The following is a 17,806-nucleotide window of genomic DNA, read 5'->3' on the forward strand; positions in this document are numbered from 1 at the left end:
GGGGTGGCGGCGGCGTCCGGCCGGCGGCCGGCGGCAGGTGGGAGGCGTCCATGGCTCCAGCGTGGAGGATGGGGATGCGGCGTGTCCAGTCCGCGCGGGCATTGTGGTCGGATCCTCCGGGTTATCCACAATGGGTGTGCATGGGAGCGCACCCCGTCCACATGCCGCAGGCACTGTCCGGGCCGATGCCGGCCCGCAGACGGCGACGGGGCCGGACGCGGCGCATGCGCGGCGTCCGGCCCCGTCGGACCGGTTCTGACATCGGATGCGCACGGGGCCGCGGGAGACGATGCCGTCCCGCCCCGTGCGCGCCGTCACTCGGCGGGGACGATCGAGACGATCTTCGGCGCCTTGACGATGACCTTGCGCGGCTGTTTGCCGCCGAGGCGGGAGGCGACGGCCTCGAGCGCCATCCGCTCCAGTTCGGCCGGGTCGATGTCCGGGGAGACCTCGAGCTTGGCGCGCACCTTGCCCTTGATCTGCACGACGGCAGTGACGGTGTCCTGGCCCACGTACTGCGGGTCGGCCACCGGCCACGGCTCGGCGGACAGGGACTCGGAGTGGCCCAGGCGCGCCCACATCTCCTCGCAGATATGCGGGGCGATCGGCGCGAGCATGAGGATGAGCGGCTCCACGGCGGCGCGCGGCACCACATCCAGCGAGGTGAGGTGGTTGTTAAGCACGATGAGCTTGGCGATGGCCGTGTTGGGGCGCATGGCCTCCATCTCCACGGTCACGTCGGCGATCGTGTTGTTGAGCAGCTTGAGGGTCTTGAGGTCCGGGTCCTGCTCGCCCACATGCGCCTCGCCGGTCGTCTCGTCGATGACGTTGCGCCACAGGCGCTGCAGGAAGCGCATGCCGCCGATCACGTTGCGGGTGTTCCACGGGCGGGACTCGTCCAGCGGGCCCATGCTCATCTCGTAGAGGCGGAACGTGTCGGCGCCGTAGTTGTCGTACATGTCGTCCGGCGTGATGATGTTCTTCAGGCTCTTGCCCATCTTGCCGAACTCACGGTTGACATGCTCGCCGTTCCAGGTGAACGTCGGCTCGCCGTCGGCGCCGGCGGGGCCCTCCTGCACCTCGGCGGCGGGCACGTACTGGCCGCGGTCGTCGGTGTAGGCGTAGGCCTGGATCATGCCCTGGTTGAACAGCTTGTGGAACGGCTCGGCGGAGTCCACGTAACCCAGGTCGAAGAGCACCTTGTGCCAGAAGCGGGAGTACAGCAGGTGGAGCACCGCGTGCTCGACGCCGCCGATGTACAGGTCCACGCCGCCGGAGGGGCCGGAGTACTTGTTGTGGTTCGGGCCCATCCAGTAGTCGAACTCGTCCTTCTCGACCATGTGCTTGGTGTCGGTGGGGTCGAGGTAGCGCATGTAGTACCAGCAGGAGCCGGCCCAGTTGGGCATCGTGTTCGTGTCGCGGTAATACGTCTTGACACCGTCGCCCAGGTCCATCTCGACCTTCACCCAGTCCTCGTTGCGGCTCAGCGGGGCCTCGGGGTTGCTTTCGGCGTCCATCGGGTCGAAGGTGCGCGGGCTGTAGTCGGGCACGTCGGGCAGGTCGACCGGCAGCTGGCTGTCCGGCAGCAGGTGGGCCACGCCGTCCTCGTCGTAGACGATCGGGAAGGGCTCTCCCCAGTAGCGCTGGCGGCTGAACAGCCAGTCTCGCAGACGGTAGGAGACGGTGCCCTTGCCCACGCCGGCGGATTCGAGCCACGCGTTGACCTTGGCGATCGCCTCGTCGACGCGCAGTCCGTTGATGTCGAGCGCGTCGCCGGCGGCCTTGGTGTGTTCGACGGCGGAGTTGATGACGACGCCGTCGTGGCTGACGAACGGGGCCTTGCCCTCGTAGTTCGCCAGGCTGTCGCCGGAGTCCGGCAGAGGCTCGACGGTGTAGATGACCGGCAGGCCGAACTTGACGGCGAAGTCGTAGTCGCGCTGGTCGCCGCCTGGCACGGCCATGATGGCGCCGGTGCCGTAGTCCATGAGCACGTAGTCGGCGGTGAACAGCGGCAGCCTGGCGCCGGTGATCGGGTTGATGGCGTACAGGCCGGTGAACAGGCCGGTCTTCTCGCCGGCCTCGTCGACACGGTCCTTGGCGGTCTTCGACTCGGCGGCCAGACGGTAGGCGTGCACGGCCTCCTTCGGCGTGGCGTAGCCGCCCTTCCATGCCTCGGGCGTGCCCTCGGGCCATGCCTCGGGCACGTCGGCGAGCAGATCGTGCTCCGGGGAGACGACGGCGAAGGTGGTGCCGAACAGCGTGTCGGGACGGGTGGTGTAGATCTCCATGTCGCGCGTGCCGGCGGGGGTCTCCACCTCGAAGTGGACGGAGGCGCCGTGGCTTTCGCCGATCCAGTTGCGCTGCATGAGCTTGACCTTCTCCGGCCAGTCGAGGCCGTCGAGGTCGTCGATGAGGCGGTGGCCGTAGGCGGTGATGCGCATCGACCACTGGCGCAGCTCACGCTGGAAGACGGGGAAGTTGCCGCGCTCGGACTTGCCTTCGGCGGTGACCTCCTCGTTGGCGAGCACGGTGCCCAGTCCGGGGCACCAGTTCACCGGGGACTTGGAGATGTAGGCGAGGCGGAAGCCGTTGAGGATGTCGGCGCGCTCTGCCTTGCCCAGGTCGGACCAGACCTTGCCGTCGGACTCGTGGCCGGGGATGGCGCGCCTGCCGGATTCGAACTCCTCCACGAGCTCGCCGATGGGACGGGCGCAGCCCTTGGTGCCGGACGGGTTCGTGGCCTCGGGGTCGTACCAGGCGTCGTAGATGCGCGAGAAGATCCACTGGGTCCAGCGCACGTAGCCGGGGTCGATGGTGGCGAAGGTGCGGCGGTTGTCGAAGCTCAGGCCCATGCGGTGCAGCTGGCGGCTCATGTTGGCGATGTTCGCCTCGGTGGAGATGCGCGGATGCTGGCCGGTCTGCACGGCGAACTGCTCGGCGGGCAGGCCGAAGGCGTCGTAGCCCATCGCGTGCAGCACGTTCTCGCCCTTCATGCGGTGGTAGCGGCTCATCACGTCGGAGGCAAGGTAGCCGAGCGGATGGCCCACGTGCAGGCCCTTGCCGGACGGGTAGGGGAACATGTCCATCGCGAAGTAGGAGGGGCGGCCGTCCGCGTGGCGACCCTTGCCGTCCGTCAGATCGCCGGAGACGTTCGCGGCCCAGAAGGTGCCCTCCTTGTCCCACTTGGCCTGCCACTTGGTCTCGATGTCCTGCGCGAGCCGGGCGTTGTAACGGTACTGGGGCTCGTCGGATGCGGTCGCGCCATCGGACGCGTTCTTCTCGTAGTCGCTCATAATGCGACAAAGTAGCCGTGTTGCTGGACACGGCGGGGGCGTTCAGGCCCCGTCCGTCCGGTATCCGGTTTCGGCCTGCAGACCGGCGAGCAGACGCGCCCTCGTGCCGTCGGCGGACATGTCGCGTAGGGCGGTGTCGAGCCGTGCGGCGAGCTGGCTGTCGCCGTCCTTGACGGCGATGCCGTAGTCGACGGCGCCGTAGCGGTCGCCGACGAGGGTGAGATAGCCGTGGCCCTTGGCTGCGGCGAGGCCGGAGAGGATCGCATCGTCGGCGGCGATGGCGTCCGCCTCGCCCACGATCAGCGCGGTGACGCACTGGGGGTAGGTGTCCCGTTCCTGGATCCGGACGGCGGGGGCCGCGGTCTTGAGCGCGGCGCCGGCCGCCCCGTCGACGACGACGCAGGCGGTGCGGCCGGCCATGTCGGCCACGGAGCGGATGGCAGTGGCGTCGGAGGCGCGCACGAGCAGGTCCTGCGAGACGGTCAGGTAGGGGCCGGCGAAGTCGGCCTCGGCCTCGTTGGCGTCGGTCATCGCATAGCCGGCGAGCACCATGTCGACGGTGCCGTCGGCGAGCATGGCGGCGCGGTCGGAGGGGCGTGCCTGGCGGAAGATGATCTGCTTGCTCGCGTAGCCGAGCTTGCCGGCCACGTAGCGGGCGACGTCGACCTCGAAGCCGGAGTAGGCGCCGTCGTGGAACAGCCCCATGCCGGGCTCGTCGGTGGCGACGCCGATGGCGATGGTGGGGCCTCCGGGCTGGCCGGCGACGGACGGGGCGCCGCCCGTGGACGGGGCGGCGGCGCAGCCCGCCAGCGGCGTCATCGCCGCGGCGGCGAGGGCGAGGGCGGCGAGACGGCGGACGGGGCGATGGCGCTTCGGCATGGCTGGCGGCTCCGTCACCGGAACATGCGCGAGCGGGTGAGGAACCAGGTCACCACCGCGGACACGGCGATGGAGATGAGGATGACGACGGCGAAGCCCCAGGGCTTGTCGGTGAACGGCATGCCGAGCATGCCGCCGTCGAAGTTCATGCCGTACATCGAGAAGATGAGCGTGGGGATCGACAACGTGATCGAGATGATGGTGAAGATGCGCATCACGTTGTTGAGGTTGTTCGACACGATCGAGGCGAAGGCGTCGGTCATGTTCCCAAGGACGCCGCTGTAGATGTTGGCCATCTCGATGGCCTGCTTGTTCTCGGTGATGACGTCGTCGAGCAGGTCCTCGTCGTCGGGGTACTGCTTGATGCGCTGGAGCGTGGTGAGCTTCTCCATCACGATCTCATTGCTCTTGAGCGAGGTGGTGAAGTACACCAAGGTCTTGCTCAGCTCCATGAGCATCACGATCTCGCGGTTCTGCATGGAGTGGCGCAGCTTGAGCTCGAGCTTGTCGCTCTCGCGGTCGATGATGCGCAGGTAGCGCAGGTACATCGTGGCGTTGCGGTACAGGATCTGCAGGATGAACCGCGAGCGCATGTACGTGTTGAAGCCGCGGATGGTGCCCTCCATGAAGGGGTGGAGCACGGGGGTGTCCTGCATGCACACGGTGATGATGAGGTTCTCGGTGACGATGATCGACAACGGGATGGTCTCGTACCAGTCGCGGCCGCCCCGTTCCTCGACGGTAGGGATGTCGACGATGACCATCGTGTAGTTGTCCTCGACGTCGACGCGGGAGCGTTCCTCGTCATCCAGCGGAGCCCTGAGGTCGGCCAGGTCGACGCCGGTCTGCGAGGCGACGGTGGCCAGCTCCACGTCGGTGGGTTCGCTCAGGCACAGCCAGGAGCCGTTCTCCGGTTTGTCGATGCGTTCCACCTGCCCGTTGATGGTGCTGAACATCCTCAACATCGCGCCTCACCCGCCTTCCGTCACGACGTCCTGTCCGCTGCGGTGCGCCGGGACGGGGCCGCGCTCCGTGCCGGGCTGGCACAAGGATAGTCCCATGGGCGCGACTTTCGGCCCGGTTCCGCCGTTCGACGGGGCGCCGGCCCCGTGGCGGCGCCCGCTGGCGGCACGGCACGCTGGCATGGGACGTGCCGCGGCGCGCTAAGGTGTGCGTGGCCCCATGCGTGGGGACCGGAGAAGACGAAATCGTTCAGGATGGTGTGTGCGATGCGCGTACGTGCGTTCCGACGGTGGCGCAGCGAGGCGTCCCGCGGGTTCCCGCCGAATCTGGCACGGCTCATGCTGCTGTGCTGCGCGGCCCTGTGGGGCGGCAGCTATCTGGTGGCGAAGGTGGCGCTCGGCGTCATCCCGCCCATGTGGCTTATGGCGTTGCGCATGGCGGGCGCCTGCCTGGTGATGCTGATCCTGTTCCGCCGTGCGATCCTGCCCAGCCTCGACCGGCGCATCGTGGTGCCGGCGCTGCTGGTGGGGGTCACCTACTGGGGCACGATGACCACGCAGACCATCGGCCTGACGACGATCGACCCGGGACGCAGCGCCTTCCTGACGGCCGCGTACTGCGTGATCACGCCGTTCGCCGCCTGGGCGATCAGCCGGCAGCGGCCGAGGGCCATCAACCTGATGGCGGCGGTCATCTGCCTGGCAGGCGTGGGTTTCGTGGCGTTGAAGCCCGGATCCGGGGCCCTGTCGCTGGGCGTGGGCGACCTGCTCACCCTGGCGTGCGCGGTCATCTTCTCGTTCAACCTGACGCTGCTGGGCGTGTTCTCGCAGCGTTTCCACCCGATCGCCGTGACCTTCGTGCAGTTCGCGGTGGCGGGCGTGCTGTTCCTCGCCGGGGCGTTGCTGACCGAACCCGGCCCCACGGCCGCTTGGCTGGAGCCGGGGGTGGTGGCCAGCTTCCTCTACCTGTTCCTCGGTGCCACCACGCTGGCGCAGATCATGCAGAACATCGGGCTGGCGCATGTGCCGGCGGCGAGCGCGTCGATCATCATGTGCACGGAGAGCCTGTTCTCGGTCGGCTTCTCCGCCCTGTTCTGGGGCGAGGCGATCGGGTGGAACTCGGCCGTCGGCTTCGCGTTGATCTTCGCCGCCGTGCTGATGAGCGTGGTCGGCAAGCGCGGCTGACACGGCGCCATGCGCGGGGGTGCGCCTCCTACACTGGTGCCCATGAGTCTGAACGAGGAGACGAGGGCGTTCGCGCGCGCCCACCGCGGGCAGGACGTGCGGGACCTGGCCCTGCACGCCAGGCCGGGCGAAGGCGTGGACCTGCCGGCGGCGCTGGACCAGATCGCCGGCTGGCGCACGGCGCGCACGAAGCTGCCGCAGTGGGCGGCGTGCGAGGACATCCTCTACCCGCCGCATCTGGCGATGGAGCAGTGCTCCTCGGAGGCGACGGCGCGGTACAAGGCCGCCGTCGCCGCCCGCCTGGCCGCCGGGGAGCCGGGGCCGACCACCTTGGTGGACCTGACGGGCGGGTTCGGCGTGGACTGCTCGTTCCTGGCCCGCGGCTTCGACCGCGCCGTCTATGTGGAGCGCCAGGAGGCCCTGTGCGACCTGGCCCGGCACAACTTCGCCGCGCTCGGCCTGGGCCACGTCGAGGTGCGCCATGGCGAGGCGCGGGAGCAGGCCGATGCCGTCGGCCCGGCCACGCTCGTCTACCTGGATCCGGCCCGGCGCGACGCGCACGGGGCGCGCACCTACGCCATCGCGGACTGCTCCCCCGACCTCGCCGCACTGCTGCCCCGCCTGCTCGACGCCGCCCCGCATGTCATGGCCAAGCTCTCCCCCATGCTCGACTGGCATCGCGCCGTGGCGGACCTCGGCGGCCATGTGGCCGAGGTGCATGTGGTCTCCGTAGGCAACGAGTGCAAGGAGCTGCTGCTCGTGCTCGACCGCGCCGAGCACGGCCGGCCGGATTTGGTGTGCGCCGACGACGGCGCCGTGTTCGTCGTGGCCGCCGACGGGTCCACGTCGTGGACCGGACAGGCCTGCGGGCACGCGGACGCCAACGCGCACGCGGAGCCGGAGCCGGCCGGCGACGCCGCCTCCTGGCGGTTCCTGTACGAGCCGAACGCCTCGGTCATGAAGGCCGGCTGCTTCCGGGAGGTGGCCCGCTCCTTCGGCGTCGCCCAAGTCGCCTCGAACAGCCACCTGTTCGTCTCCGCCGACCCCGCGCCCGGATTCCCCGGCCGCGCCTTTTGCATCGAGGCGGTCACGACGATGGCCAAGCGCGAGCTCAAGGCGCTGCTCGCCGGCGTCGACCGGGCGAACGTGGCGGTGCGCAACTTCCCGATGTCAGCTGACGCGCTCAGGAAACGGCTCCGGCTCAGGGACGGCGGCGACGCCTACCTGTTCGGCACCACCGGCGCGGACGGCCGCCACCTCATCATCCTCGGGCGCAAGGCCTGACCCGGCCGCCGCCGTCCGCCGCCACCATCACCGTCATCATCATTCGTTCCAGGAGGCACCACCATGGGCAACCAGCCGACCGACCCGACCGTCACCGACCCCGCGGCGCCGCGCGTCATCCAGGTGCGCGGCGCCCGCGTGCACAACCTGAAGGACGTCGACGTGGACGTACCGCTGGGCGAGCTCGTCGGTGTCGCCGGCGTCTCCGGCTCCGGCAAAAGCTCGCTGGCGCTCGGCGTGCTCTACGCGGAAGGCTCCCGCCGCTACCTGGAGGCGCTGTCCACATACACGCGCCGCCGGCTCACGCAGGCGGGCCGCGCCGACGTGGACGAGGTGCTCCACGTGCCGGCGGCGCTCGCCCTGCACCAGCGGCCCAGCGTACCGGGCGTGCGCTCCACCTTCGGCACGATGACCGAGCTGCTCAACAGCCTGCGCCTCCTGTTCTCCCGCGTGGCCTGGCACCCCTGCCCGGCATGCGGCACGTTCCACGAGCCCACGCTCGACGTGGCGGCGGAGCGTCCGCTCGTCTGCGCGCACTGCGGCAACCGGTTCCACGGCCCCGGCGCCGAGGACCTGGCGTTCAACTCGGCGGGCGCCTGCCCCACCTGCTCGGGCACCGGCATCGTGCGCGAGGTGGACCGCGCCTCGCTCGTGCCCGACGAGTCCAAATCCATCGACGAGGGCGCGGTGCTGCCATGGGGCTCGCTCATGTGGGACCTCATGAAGCAGGTGGCCGGCGCAATGGGCGTGCGCACGGACGTGCCGTTCCGCGACCTGACGTCCGAGGAACGCCGGATCGTGTTCGACGGCCCCGCCGTCAAGAAGCACATCCTGTACAAGCCGAAGAAGGGCGACGAGTTCGCCGAACTGGACTTCACGTACTACAACGCCGTGTACACGGTGGAGAACGCGCTCGCCAAGGCCAAGGACGAGAAGGGCCTGAAGCGCGTGGCCCGCTTCCTCAAGGAGTCGCCGTGCGCCGACTGCGGCGGCACCCGCCTGTCCGAGGCCGCCAGGGCGCCACGCATCAGCCGCGGCTTCGCCTGGGACGGCGCGTCGATGACGCCGGAGGCGTCCGGCGGCGGCAAGGGGGCCGGCCTGGACCTGGGGCAGGCGACGGCGATGACCCTGGAGGAGGCCGTGCGCTGGGTGGCCGCGGTGCCGGCCACGCTGCCGGAGCCGATGCGTCCGATGGCCGTGAACATCGGCGAATCCTTCCTTGACGCGGCCCGGCGCCTGCTGGAGCTCGGCCTGGGTTATCTGTCGCTGGACCGTGCCGGCGCCACCCTGTCCACCGGCGAACGTCAGCGCGTGCAGCTGGCGCGCGCCGTGCGCAACCGGACGACAGGCGTGCTCTACGTGCTCGACGAGCCGTCGATCGGCCTGCACCCGTCGAACGTGGACGGGCTGGTCGGCGTGATGCGCGACCTCACGGCGGATGGCAACACCGTCGTCGTGGTCGACCATGACACGCGCGTGCTCGCCTCCTGCGACCATCTGGTCGAGATGGGGCCGGCGGCGGGCGCGGACGGCGGACGGGTCATCGCGCAAGGATCGGTGCGCGCCGTGGCGGCCGACCCGGCCAGCCGCATCGCCCCGTTCCTGCCCGAGCCGCCCGCGGACGGCAGCATGGTCGCCCCGCCCGCCCCGGCGATGCGGGTGCGCCGCCACGCCGGCACGGACACCATGTTCGACCTGGGGCGCATCCACCTGGAGACCGGCGCCCTACACACGGTGCGGCCGCTGAGCGTGGACATACCGCGCGGGCGCCTGGTGGCGGTGACGGGCATGTCCGGCTCCGGCAAGACGACACTGGTGCTGGAGACGCTGGTGCCCGCCCTGCGCGCGAAGGCCACCGGCGAGGCGCTGCCCCGCCATGTGCGCTCGCTGGAGGCGCCGGGCGTGGCCCGGGTCAACCTCATCGATGCGACGCCGATCGGCGCGAACGTGCGCTCCACGGTCGCCACGTACGCGGACATCCACGACGACCTGCGGCGCGCCTTCGCCCGCTCCGACGCGGCGAAGCAGGCCGGGTACAAGGCCGGCGACTTCTCGTACAACACGGGGCGGCTGCGCTGCCCCACCTGCGACGGCACCGGCTCGATCAGCCTGGACGTGCAGTTCCTGCCGGACGTGGAGATCGTCTGCCCGGACTGCCGCGGCAGCCGCTACGCGCCGGAGGCGGACCGCATCCGCTGCTCGTTCGCCGCCGCCGGCAGGAAGCGCGCGGCCGCCTCCGCCGCCACGGCGCACAGCCTGCCCGAGCTGCTGACGATGAGCGTGGACGAGGCATTGGACTGCCTGACGGACCTCAAGAAAGTGCACGCCCGGCTGGAGACGCTGCACGCCCTGGGCCTGGGCTATCTGACGCTCGGCGAGCCGACGCCGGCGCTGTCGGGCGGCGAGGCGCAGCGGCTCAAGCTAGCCAGCGAGATGGGACGGGCGCAGCAGGATGCGGTGTTCGTGTTCGACGAGCCGACCATCGGCCTGCATCCGCTGGACGTGAAGGTGCTGCTGGGCGTGTTCGACACGCTGGTGGCGGCGGGCGCCACGGTCGTCGTCATCGAACATGACCTCGACGTCATCGCCAACGCCGACTGGATCGTCGACATGGGTCCGGGAGGCGGCGTCAACGGCGGCCGCATCGTCGCCGCCGGCACCCCGGAGGCCGTGGCCGCCGACCCCGCCAGCGTCACCGGCCGCTACCTCAGGCTGGACTGACGGCCGGGGCCGCACCGACCCCGCCGGCCGCGGCGGTCACCGGTTCAGTTCGGCCTTGACGAGGGCTGCGAGGCGTCCGCCGTCGATGGTCCTGCCGGCAAGCGCGGCGCGGGCGGCCTTGATGACGCGGCCCATGTCCTTCGGTCCGGCGGGACTGACGTCGGCGACGGCGGCGGCGATGGCCTGCGCGTAGTCGTCGTCGGTGGCGGCGGCCGGCAGGAAGGTCTCCAGGTAGTCGGCCTCGGCGGTCTCGGCGGCGGCCTTGTCGGCCACGCCCTTGCCCTCGTAGAGGGCGGCGGTGTCGCGGCGGGTCTTGACGCCCTTCTGGATGATCTTGAGGATCTCCTCGTCGGTGGCGTCGCCGCCCTTGTCGATCTCGAGGTTCTGGATGTCGGCCAGCGTCAGGTTGATCGGGTTGAGGCGGGCCTTGTCCTTGGCCTTCATCGCGGCGATCTTGGCGGCCTTCAGCGTGTCCTTCATGCCCATGGCGTGTGTTCCTTCCTCCTGTGCCCCGGCCTGTCCGGGGACGTTCCGTCCGTCCACTGTACGCCGGATGCCGTGGCGTCACCGGGGTCAGGGCCGTTGCGTCGGGCCGGCGGCGCCGTCGAAGATGCGGGCGATGGCGTCGCGCGCCTCGTCCCTGATCCGTTCGACGGGCGGCGTGGGCACGGTATGCCACCTTGCGAATGCTGTATGACGATCCTGCCGCAAGCCAGAACGCGGACAGCACGACCGGTGCGTCCAGCACGCATCTGACGGATTTCTACCGCTGGTATGCATCCATCGAACACGAGGAAGGCGTGTATCTGGCCCATACCGAACACTACGACGCCACCAGCCTGATCAACCTGTCCGGCGCGTACTCCACCGTGCCCACGCAGCCGTTCTGGTATTTCACCGCCTCGCCCTCCTACCTGCAATCACAGGGGTTCCCCGTTGAACAATCGCTGATTGACCGTGCGGAACAGGGCGAAGCCGTGTACCTGATCCCTTCCACGATGTCCCGGAGCGAGCGGAACCGCATGCGCGGCTATCTGACCGAAAGTGCGTTACAGCATAAAGCCTGGACGAGCGGTATCAGCACTCCGTTCATGCGGCAGGGCGTCGTGACCGTACACACCTATCAGCCGCAGACTCCGTTGTTCACCTGGACCGATAATACGGAGTTGACGAACGAGACGACGACGCCGGTCATCCGCCTGACGACGGCGGCGAACATGACGCCGTTCGAAGCGGAAAGCCTCAACGCCACCGGACTGACCAGCAGCTATGTGAAGCTCACGGACCGTGCCGCCGGCACGTATCTCACCGCCGGCTATTGCGCCCGATACGGCATGGGGGAATATCCGCCCGTATTCAAGCCGACCGGCGACTTCATCGCAGGATTAAGGAAGAGCGCGATCCAGCTCCTGCAGCTCTTCGGCGGCCTTGCTCTGCTCATGGGAGTGTTCCAGTTCATCGCCGTGATCGTGCTCTGCCGCATCTACGCGACCACACGCCGCGAAGCCATCGGAGTCAAACGGCTCCTAGGCCATCCGCTGTGGAGGATCTTCGGCGCGACGTTCCTCATGGTCGTCATCGTGTCGGCGGTCACGATCCTCGCCTGCATCATGCTGGGGTCGGCTGCGGGAATCGTCGCTGCGGGAATCATGCTGATCGTTCAACTCGTCACGCTGAGCTGGCAGTCACGCCGTCTCGCCACCAGCCTGCTGCGCACGCTCATCACCGCCGAATAACCACTATCAAAGGAACCCATGATGACCATGAAACTCAGCATCCGCAACCTTACTAGGCGGTTCGGCAACCGGACCATCCTCCACGACTTCTCACTCGATGTGGAAGAAGGCAGCAGCATCGCCATCACCGGGCCGTCCGGAAGCGGCAAATCCACCCTGCTCAACATGATCGGCCTGCTCGACGCCCCAACCGAGGGCACCATCGACCTTGATGGCTCGCCGCTGCCGCCCATCAACAGTGGCGCAGCCACCAGGCTCCGGCGCAACGCCATCAACTATCTCTTCCAATCCTATGCACTCATCACCGACATGACCGCGCTCGACAACGTGCTTCTCGGCATGACATACGCACCCGGAACACGTACGGCCAAACGCCGGCAGGCCAGGGCCATGCTCGCACAAGTCGGACTTGCACACGTCATGGGTGACAAAGCCATGACCCTCTCCGGCGGCGAACAGCAGCGGGTCGCCATGGCCAGGGCACTGCTCAAGCCCGGCGACCTCATCCTTGCCGACGAACCAACCGGCGCACTCGATCATGATCTCGCCCAACGCGTCTTCCACGACCTGCTCACGCTCCAACGCGAATACCGCAGGACCCTGATCGTCGTCACCCACGATCCGACCATCGCCAGCCAATGCGACCGCACCATACGACTCGAACCAGAAGAACCAGCTTGATAGTCATGCCCGTGCAGAGAGCGACGGCGATGTGTCGGGTTCGCACAGAGGAACGGAATCCGTTTCATCGCTGCCATTCATCCGGCTTGCGGAAGGACAGGATGCCGTGCCTGTTCAGCGCCCAGGCCACGGATGTGGCAAGCCCTGCTGCGCACAGGTATAGGGCCATGCTCTCTCCGATCATGTCTGCGACCAGGCCTCCCGCCAACGCTCCGATGGGTTCGGCCGCCAGTGCGATGACACGTTCCACCGAGCTGACCTGCCCGAGCAGATGCTCCGGGGCGGCCACCTGCTTAACGGATTCACTGAGGACGAGGTTCACCGTCACCGTGAAACTCCAGACGAACTGGGAGACACACACCAGGGCAATCACCATCACGGTGCCACAGACTGCCGCATAGGCCGACAGCGGAACAAGCAGCGCCGCCAGCGCGGGAGCAAACAGCGTGGCGACGAACAGAGGACCTGCCGCCATACGCCGGATGAGGGTGCCCGCAACGACGGAGCTCACGATGCCGCCGATGCCGCTGCAGGTGGCGGCGATGCCCACCGCCAGAGGATCCATGTGCAGTACGCGGACAACAAACACGTAGTAGATCGTGAAGAACGCGGCGGTGAAGAAATTGAACTGCCCGGCGGAGAATGCGATGGAACGGAGGATCCGGTTCCTCCAGACAAAGCGCACACCCTGCCACACACCGTCTTCGTCACCCTTGGCAGTCTCCTCGCGGGAAGGCTCGTCCTGCTGGGGCTTGCGTTCCGGCGCTGCATTCGATTTCCGTTTCCGCCGGTCGAGCACATTGAGCAGTACCAGCACCGAGCTGCACACATACGTCACGAAATCGAACAGCAGGGACAGAGCCGCCCCGACCGCATCGAACAGCCATCCGCCCACGCTCGGGCCGATTCCCTCACCTACCGCATTGGCCCCTTCGATCAGCGAGTTGGCGTGCGGCAAGCGTTCCCTGGGCACAAGCGACACCGTGTAGCCGGTACGGGAGATATCAAACCCGAGTTCGGCAATACCAACAACCAGTAGCAACGCCAGCAGCAAAGGAAAGGAAAGAGCGCCAGACCAGAGAGCGGCGAACAGACCGAGCGTGGCGACAGCGCCGATCACATTGGATGCCAACATGGTCCTGTCGGGACCGATGCGATCGCACCACCTTCCGATATGGATGCCCAGAACAGCAGCTGCAAGGGACTCGGCTGCGTTCAGTACACCCACCTCGAACGAAGAAGCGTCCAACGTGATGACAGCGATGAGAGGAATTACTACGGCTGTCGCGTTGCTACCGGTCACCGAAATGACCTGTCCGGCCAGAACCCGTGCGAACGGTCTGGAAATGAGCACTCTGGCAAGCCAGGAACGCATACGTGCCCGCATGTCATTGGCAGTATTCACAACGCCTCGATTCCGTCCGACCATTGTCTGCCGAAATGGAAGCTACACGAAACCACCGGCACCCCCCCCTCATGTCCGAATAGCGTCGCCCCGTTCCCGAACCGACGCGCAGGCACGGGTCATCACTCTCAGGCAAAGCACGAGAACGGACATCGGGAGGACCTTCAACCTCTCTGTGTGGAGCATCTCCCTCGGTCAGGCGCCGATGTCCTCGCGCGCGTCCCCCTGCGTCCACTCCGACACATCGTAGAAGTTCTCCGCCGCCATGCTGCTCCTTTCGCTCCGGCAGCCGGCCGCCCGCACGACCGCCGCCCCACCCTCGGCCACCTGTCACCGGCGGCGCCGGCGGCAGGTCTTGAAACAGCGTATATCAATCGTTTAACGTACTGCAATCCGCAGGATGCGAGTGGCCCTTCCGGACGGAAGAGCAAGCCCCGGTTCCGTCCCTCACCCCTGCCAGCGGCGCAGCACGGAGGCGGGCACCCGGCTCGCGTCCCACCGGTAGTGGCCGGTGACCGCCATGTGGTGGCGGAAGGCGAGGTAGTCGTTCTCGCGCTGCTGCTGGCCCATGTTGTGGTCGACGAAGGGGATGCCGTCCTTGTCACGCCTGTCGGAGATGACGCCGATGTGGCGCGTGTGCTCGAACACGACGATGTCGCCGGCCTGCCAGGCGCCATGGTCGGCGATGTCCGTGGTGAGCGTGAGCGCGTATTTGCGGAGGAACACGTCGAGCACGCCGGTGCGGCGGAAGTCGATGTTCGGGTCCGGCCTGGGAGCGACGGCCGCGTAGGAGCCGGGGTCGGCGGCCACGTCTGCGTCGACCATGGCCTTGAGGTCGTAGCCGGCGTCGCGGAACGCCCGCCACATCACGTCGGTGCAGGCGCCGCGGTCCGCCGGCGGATAGCCGCCCTGGTAGTAGCCGTCGTCGTAGGCGGGGCGGGCGCGGGAGTCGGCCTGCGCGCCATGGAGGATGTCGGTGTAGTCGTCGATGCCGTCGCCGTCATAGTCGACGAGGCTCGGCTGGAACGGATAATCCTTGGCCGCCTGGTCGGCCGGCATGGTCGACGCGTCCTGTGCGCCGGCTTTGTCGGCGGCGTTGCGGATGGCCCGGGCGATGGCCGCCGGACTGATGCCGCCGGACAGCTCCCCCGCGTGCCGCAGCGTGAGAACGGCGGCAGAGAAGGCCACGACCAGGATGGCCAGTCCCGCCGCCAGCGCGATGACGGTGCGACGACGGCGTCGGCCGGTACGCGCGGCCATCACGCGACTCCTGCGACGGTGTCGGCCACGGCGCGGTAGGCGCCGACAAGCGCGGGCAGTCGCATGGCCGCGTTGGCGGGGCTGGTGGACGGCAGCTGGACGACGTCCAGGCCGCCTAGGCCGGCGGCGTCGAGCGCCGGCCGGCAGAGGCGGCGGTACAGCTGCGCGGCCTTCGCGCCAGTGGCGAACACACGCGCGATCCGCGAGGGGCCGATGACGGAGGCCAGGTCGTTGGGCACGGCGTTGCGGATGCTCGTGTCGGAGGCGCCGGCGATGTCGCAGGAGGCGAGCACGTCCCACAGGGCGACGTGGTGGCGCAGCGCGAAGCGACGGCGCACCTCCACCAGGGCATCGCCGTCGGTCTCCCCCGCTCCGGTCTCCTCGACATCGGCCGGCATGGCGTCGTCCCGGGCGGGAGGCACGGGCACGCCGGCCCGTGCCATGAGGTCGCGCTGGCGGGCGGTCAAGCAGGAGCCGTCGTCGAAGACGGCGGCCATGCACGGCCAGAACCGGTTGAGCGGATGCCCGTAGTAGAAGCGCATGGCGCGCGACATGGGGCTGGGCATGGAGCCGAGCACCAGCACCCGGGATTCCGCATCCCACACCGGTCCGAACCCGTGCTCCACATGCTCCAGCCGCCGCATGCCGTCACGCGCAGGCTCCCGCCGCGCTATGCCGCCACGACCCGTCATCCGCGCCATCCCATTTCCTGCGTCAATCGAGGCTGAGGGTGAGGGGACGGGCGGCGGGGCGTTCGTTCATGGCCGGCAGGTCCGCGGCGTCGGCGGCGTAGAAGCGGCGCAGGTCGTCGGCGAACTTGGCCAGGCTCGGCTCGGAGCTGTACAGCATGTGTCCGGCCGGGTAGTAGGTGAACGCCACGTTGCCGCGGAGGGGCGCGGGCAGGCCCAGGTGGTCGATGTCGTATTCGGCCTGGCCGAACGGCGTGCACAGGTCGTACAGGCCGTTGCCGATGAGCACCTTGAGCGTCGGCTGGTGGGCGATCGCCGCCGCCAGGTCGGGGATCACGTTGGGGAACGGGACCGTGTGGTCCTCCTCGACGGGCAGGCCGGCGGGCTGCGTGTGCCACCAAGTCCAGCTCTTCTCGCCGGTGGGGTTGCTCCATTCGATGTCGGCGAAGCCCTTGCGCTCCTCCTTGCCGTCCCAGCCGAGCTCGTCGCGCAGGTACGCGTTGCACAGGCTCGAATAGGCCGGGTCGAGCCAGGCGTCGTCCACGACGAAGGTCTCCGCCTCGCCGGTGCGGTCCAGGTCGTAACCGGCCACGCGCCCGTCGTAGCGGCCCACGATCCTGCCCTCGCTTCGCAGCAGCGACTTGCGGAAGCGCATGTCGATGACGCGCAGATCGGAGTCAGCCACATAGTCCGCGTCCAGGCCGGTGAGCTCGGCGTAGCGTTCGGCCACGCGCCGCCTGGTCGCCGCGTCGAGCGAAGCGCCGGCGGACAGGGCCAGGCGCAGCGGCCCGTTGGCGAAGGCGCGCGCCCGGTCCAGGAACTCCGCCTGATCGATGCCCTGCCCGGCGCGGCCATGGTACTGGGCGACGGAGGCGTAGGTCGGGAAATAGCCGACATAGAACTGGTCGGACGTGGCGAACACGTGCTCGTAGTTGAGGATGTTGGAGATGAGGATGACGCCGTTGAGGGCGACGCCGTCCTGCTGGAGGCGGTGGGCGAGCGCGGCGCCGCGCGTGGTGCCGTAGGATTCGCCGAGCACGTACTTGGGCGAGTTCCAGCGGTGGCGGCGGCTCAGGTAGGCGCGGATGAACGCGCTGAACGCCTTGACGTCGCCGTCCACGCCCCACAGCTCGCCCTTGGCTTTGTCGGCGATCTGCGAGAAGCCGGCGCCGGGCGCGTCGACGAACACCAGGTCGGAGTCGGGCAGCAGCGTGTGCTGGTTGTCGACGAGCCGATACGGGGCGGCGGGCACGGGCGCCGCGTCGGGCACGTCGATGCGCTTGGGGGCGATGGAGCCCATGAGCAGGAAGGTGGTGGAGGAGCCGGGGCCGCCGTTGAAGATGAAGGTGACGGGGCGGGCGGGGTCGGCCTTGCCGCTCTGTGCGTCGACCAAGTCGAACGCCGCGTAGAAGACGCTGGCGGCGGGTTTGGTCTTCGCTCCGTCGATGCGGAGGGTGCCGACGGTCGCCTCGTAGGCGAGTTCCGCGCCGTTGAGGGCGATGGCGTGGCGCGTCGTGGTCGCCTTGTCCTCGGGCAGCGTCTGTTCCGCCGCTCCGCCCTTGGACTGGTCCTTGCCGTCCGTGGCCGCGGTTGCCGCGGTCGTGTTCTCCTCGCTCATGCTCTCCGTCCTTCCCTCGCTTGGGATGGGCCGGCAGCGTCATCGTCCGCCGGACCCGCGTGTGATGCCGATGGCAGGTTAGCGCGTCAGCCA

Annotated in this window: 12 protein-coding genes and 2 pseudogenes; 6 read left to right on the forward strand and 8 right to left on the reverse strand. The window is 68.7% G+C overall.

Annotated features, from left to right (window positions below):
* Positions 1-314: 314 nt before the first annotated feature.
* From leuS to H7U32_RS07495, 3 genes are read right to left on the reverse strand one after another with little or no spacing between them, the layout of a single operon-like run.
* Positions 315-3,293: a leucine--tRNA ligase gene (gene leuS / locus H7U32_RS07485; RefSeq protein WP_204469459.1), complete on the reverse strand. Its 2,979-nt coding sequence runs from the start codon at positions 3,291-3,293 to the stop codon at positions 315-317.
* A 42-nt stretch (positions 3,294-3,335) separates the two neighbouring features.
* The gene (locus tag H7U32_RS07490; RefSeq protein ID WP_239457607.1) at positions 3,336-4,172 is read right to left on the reverse strand and encodes a transporter substrate-binding domain-containing protein; all 837 of its coding nucleotides are present in this window, start codon (positions 4,170-4,172) and stop codon (positions 3,336-3,338) included.
* Between the two features lie 14 nt (positions 4,173-4,186).
* Positions 4,187-5,137, reverse strand: coding sequence for a magnesium transporter CorA family protein (locus tag H7U32_RS07495; protein WP_204469460.1), 951 nt, complete (start codon positions 5,135-5,137; stop codon positions 4,187-4,189).
* Positions 5,138-5,401: 264 nt separating this feature from the next.
* Between H7U32_RS07495 and H7U32_RS07500 the strand changes: the two genes are divergently transcribed.
* The 4 genes and pseudogenes from H7U32_RS07500 to H7U32_RS12605 form a co-directional block, all read left to right on the forward strand.
* Complete coding sequence (locus H7U32_RS07500) at positions 5,402-6,319, forward strand: DMT family transporter (RefSeq protein ID WP_239457608.1); 918 nt, start codon at positions 5,402-5,404, stop codon at positions 6,317-6,319.
* A 42-nt stretch (positions 6,320-6,361) separates the two neighbouring features.
* A complete protein-coding gene (locus H7U32_RS07505) occupies positions 6,362-7,603 on the forward strand; it encodes a class I SAM-dependent methyltransferase (protein ID WP_204469461.1) in 1,242 nt (413 codons plus the stop codon).
* Positions 7,604-7,666: 63 nt separating this feature from the next.
* Positions 7,667-9,212 (forward strand): annotated as a pseudogene (locus tag H7U32_RS12600) (excinuclease ABC subunit UvrA); the annotation flags it as partial.
* Between the two features lie 77 nt (positions 9,213-9,289).
* Positions 9,290-10,324, forward strand: a pseudogene (locus H7U32_RS12605) (excinuclease ABC subunit UvrA); the annotation flags it as partial.
* 36 nt (positions 10,325-10,360) lie between these two features.
* Here the strand turns inward: H7U32_RS12605 and H7U32_RS07515 are convergent.
* The gene (locus tag H7U32_RS07515; protein ID WP_204469463.1) at positions 10,361-10,810 is read right to left on the reverse strand and encodes a GatB/YqeY domain-containing protein; all 450 of its coding nucleotides are present in this window, start codon (positions 10,808-10,810) and stop codon (positions 10,361-10,363) included.
* Between the two features lie 200 nt (positions 10,811-11,010).
* Between H7U32_RS07515 and H7U32_RS07520 the strand changes: the two genes are divergently transcribed.
* Entirely contained in the window at positions 11,011-12,060 is a 1,050-nt protein-coding gene (locus H7U32_RS07520; protein ID WP_204469464.1) for a hypothetical protein, read from the forward strand.
* A gap of 18 nt (positions 12,061-12,078) precedes the next feature.
* Positions 12,079-12,741 (forward strand): ABC transporter ATP-binding protein, encoded by a 663-nt coding sequence (locus tag H7U32_RS07525; protein ID WP_239457609.1) that lies wholly within the window; start codon positions 12,079-12,081, stop codon positions 12,739-12,741.
* Between the two features lie 64 nt (positions 12,742-12,805).
* Here the strand turns inward: H7U32_RS07525 and H7U32_RS07530 are convergent, their stop codons facing one another.
* The 4 genes from H7U32_RS07530 to H7U32_RS07545 all read right to left on the reverse strand — a co-directional run bounded on the left by H7U32_RS07530 (position 12,806) and on the right by H7U32_RS07545 (position 17,713).
* Positions 12,806-14,146 (reverse strand): MFS transporter, encoded by a 1,341-nt coding sequence (locus H7U32_RS07530; protein WP_204469465.1) that lies wholly within the window; start codon positions 14,144-14,146, stop codon positions 12,806-12,808.
* A gap of 447 nt (positions 14,147-14,593) precedes the next feature.
* The gene (locus H7U32_RS07535) at positions 14,594-15,406 is read right to left on the reverse strand and encodes a DUF1287 domain-containing protein (RefSeq protein ID WP_204469466.1); all 813 of its coding nucleotides are present in this window, start codon (positions 15,404-15,406) and stop codon (positions 14,594-14,596) included.
* Positions 15,406-16,050: a uracil-DNA glycosylase family protein gene (locus H7U32_RS07540; RefSeq protein WP_204469467.1), complete on the reverse strand. Its 645-nt coding sequence runs from the start codon at positions 16,048-16,050 to the stop codon at positions 15,406-15,408. Before H7U32_RS07540 ends, H7U32_RS07535 begins: the two co-directional genes overlap by 1 nt.
* Before the next feature lie 70 nt (positions 16,051-16,120).
* The gene (locus H7U32_RS07545; protein ID WP_204469468.1) at positions 16,121-17,713 is read right to left on the reverse strand and encodes a S10 family peptidase; all 1,593 of its coding nucleotides are present in this window, start codon (positions 17,711-17,713) and stop codon (positions 16,121-16,123) included.
* Between the last annotated feature and the right edge of the window lie 93 nt (positions 17,714-17,806).

This window comes from Bifidobacterium pullorum subsp. saeculare, from assembly GCF_016899725.1.
Taxonomy (GTDB): Bacteria; Actinomycetota; Actinomycetes; order Actinomycetales; family Bifidobacteriaceae; genus Bifidobacterium; species Bifidobacterium pullorum_C.

Coding starts and splice junctions, on each gene's coding strand:
- leuS (WP_204469459.1), bottom strand. CDS start 3,293: ATGAGCGACTACGAGAAGAACGCGTCCGATGGCGCGACCGCATCCGAC.
- H7U32_RS07490 (WP_239457607.1), bottom strand. CDS start 4,172: ATGCCGAAGCGCCATCGCCCCGTCCGCCGTCTCGCCGCCCTCGCCCTC.
- H7U32_RS07495 (WP_204469460.1), bottom strand. CDS start 5,137: ATGTTGAGGATGTTCAGCACCATCAACGGGCAGGTGGAACGCATCGAC.
- H7U32_RS07500 (WP_239457608.1), top strand. CDS start 5,402: ATGCGCGTACGTGCGTTCCGACGGTGGCGCAGCGAGGCGTCCCGCGGG.
- H7U32_RS07505 (WP_204469461.1), top strand. CDS start 6,362: ATGAGTCTGAACGAGGAGACGAGGGCGTTCGCGCGCGCCCACCGCGGG.
- H7U32_RS07515 (WP_204469463.1), bottom strand. CDS start 10,810: ATGGGCATGAAGGACACGCTGAAGGCCGCCAAGATCGCCGCGATGAAG.
- H7U32_RS07520 (WP_204469464.1), top strand. CDS start 11,011: ATGCTGTATGACGATCCTGCCGCAAGCCAGAACGCGGACAGCACGACC.
- H7U32_RS07525 (WP_239457609.1), top strand. CDS start 12,079: ATGATGACCATGAAACTCAGCATCCGCAACCTTACTAGGCGGTTCGGC.
- H7U32_RS07535 (WP_204469466.1), bottom strand. CDS start 15,406: ATGGCCGCGCGTACCGGCCGACGCCGTCGTCGCACCGTCATCGCGCTG.
- H7U32_RS07540 (WP_204469467.1), bottom strand. CDS start 16,050: ATGCGGCGGCTGGAGCATGTGGAGCACGGGTTCGGACCGGTGTGGGAT.
- H7U32_RS07545 (WP_204469468.1), bottom strand. CDS start 17,713: ATGAGCGAGGAGAACACGACCGCGGCAACCGCGGCCACGGACGGCAAG.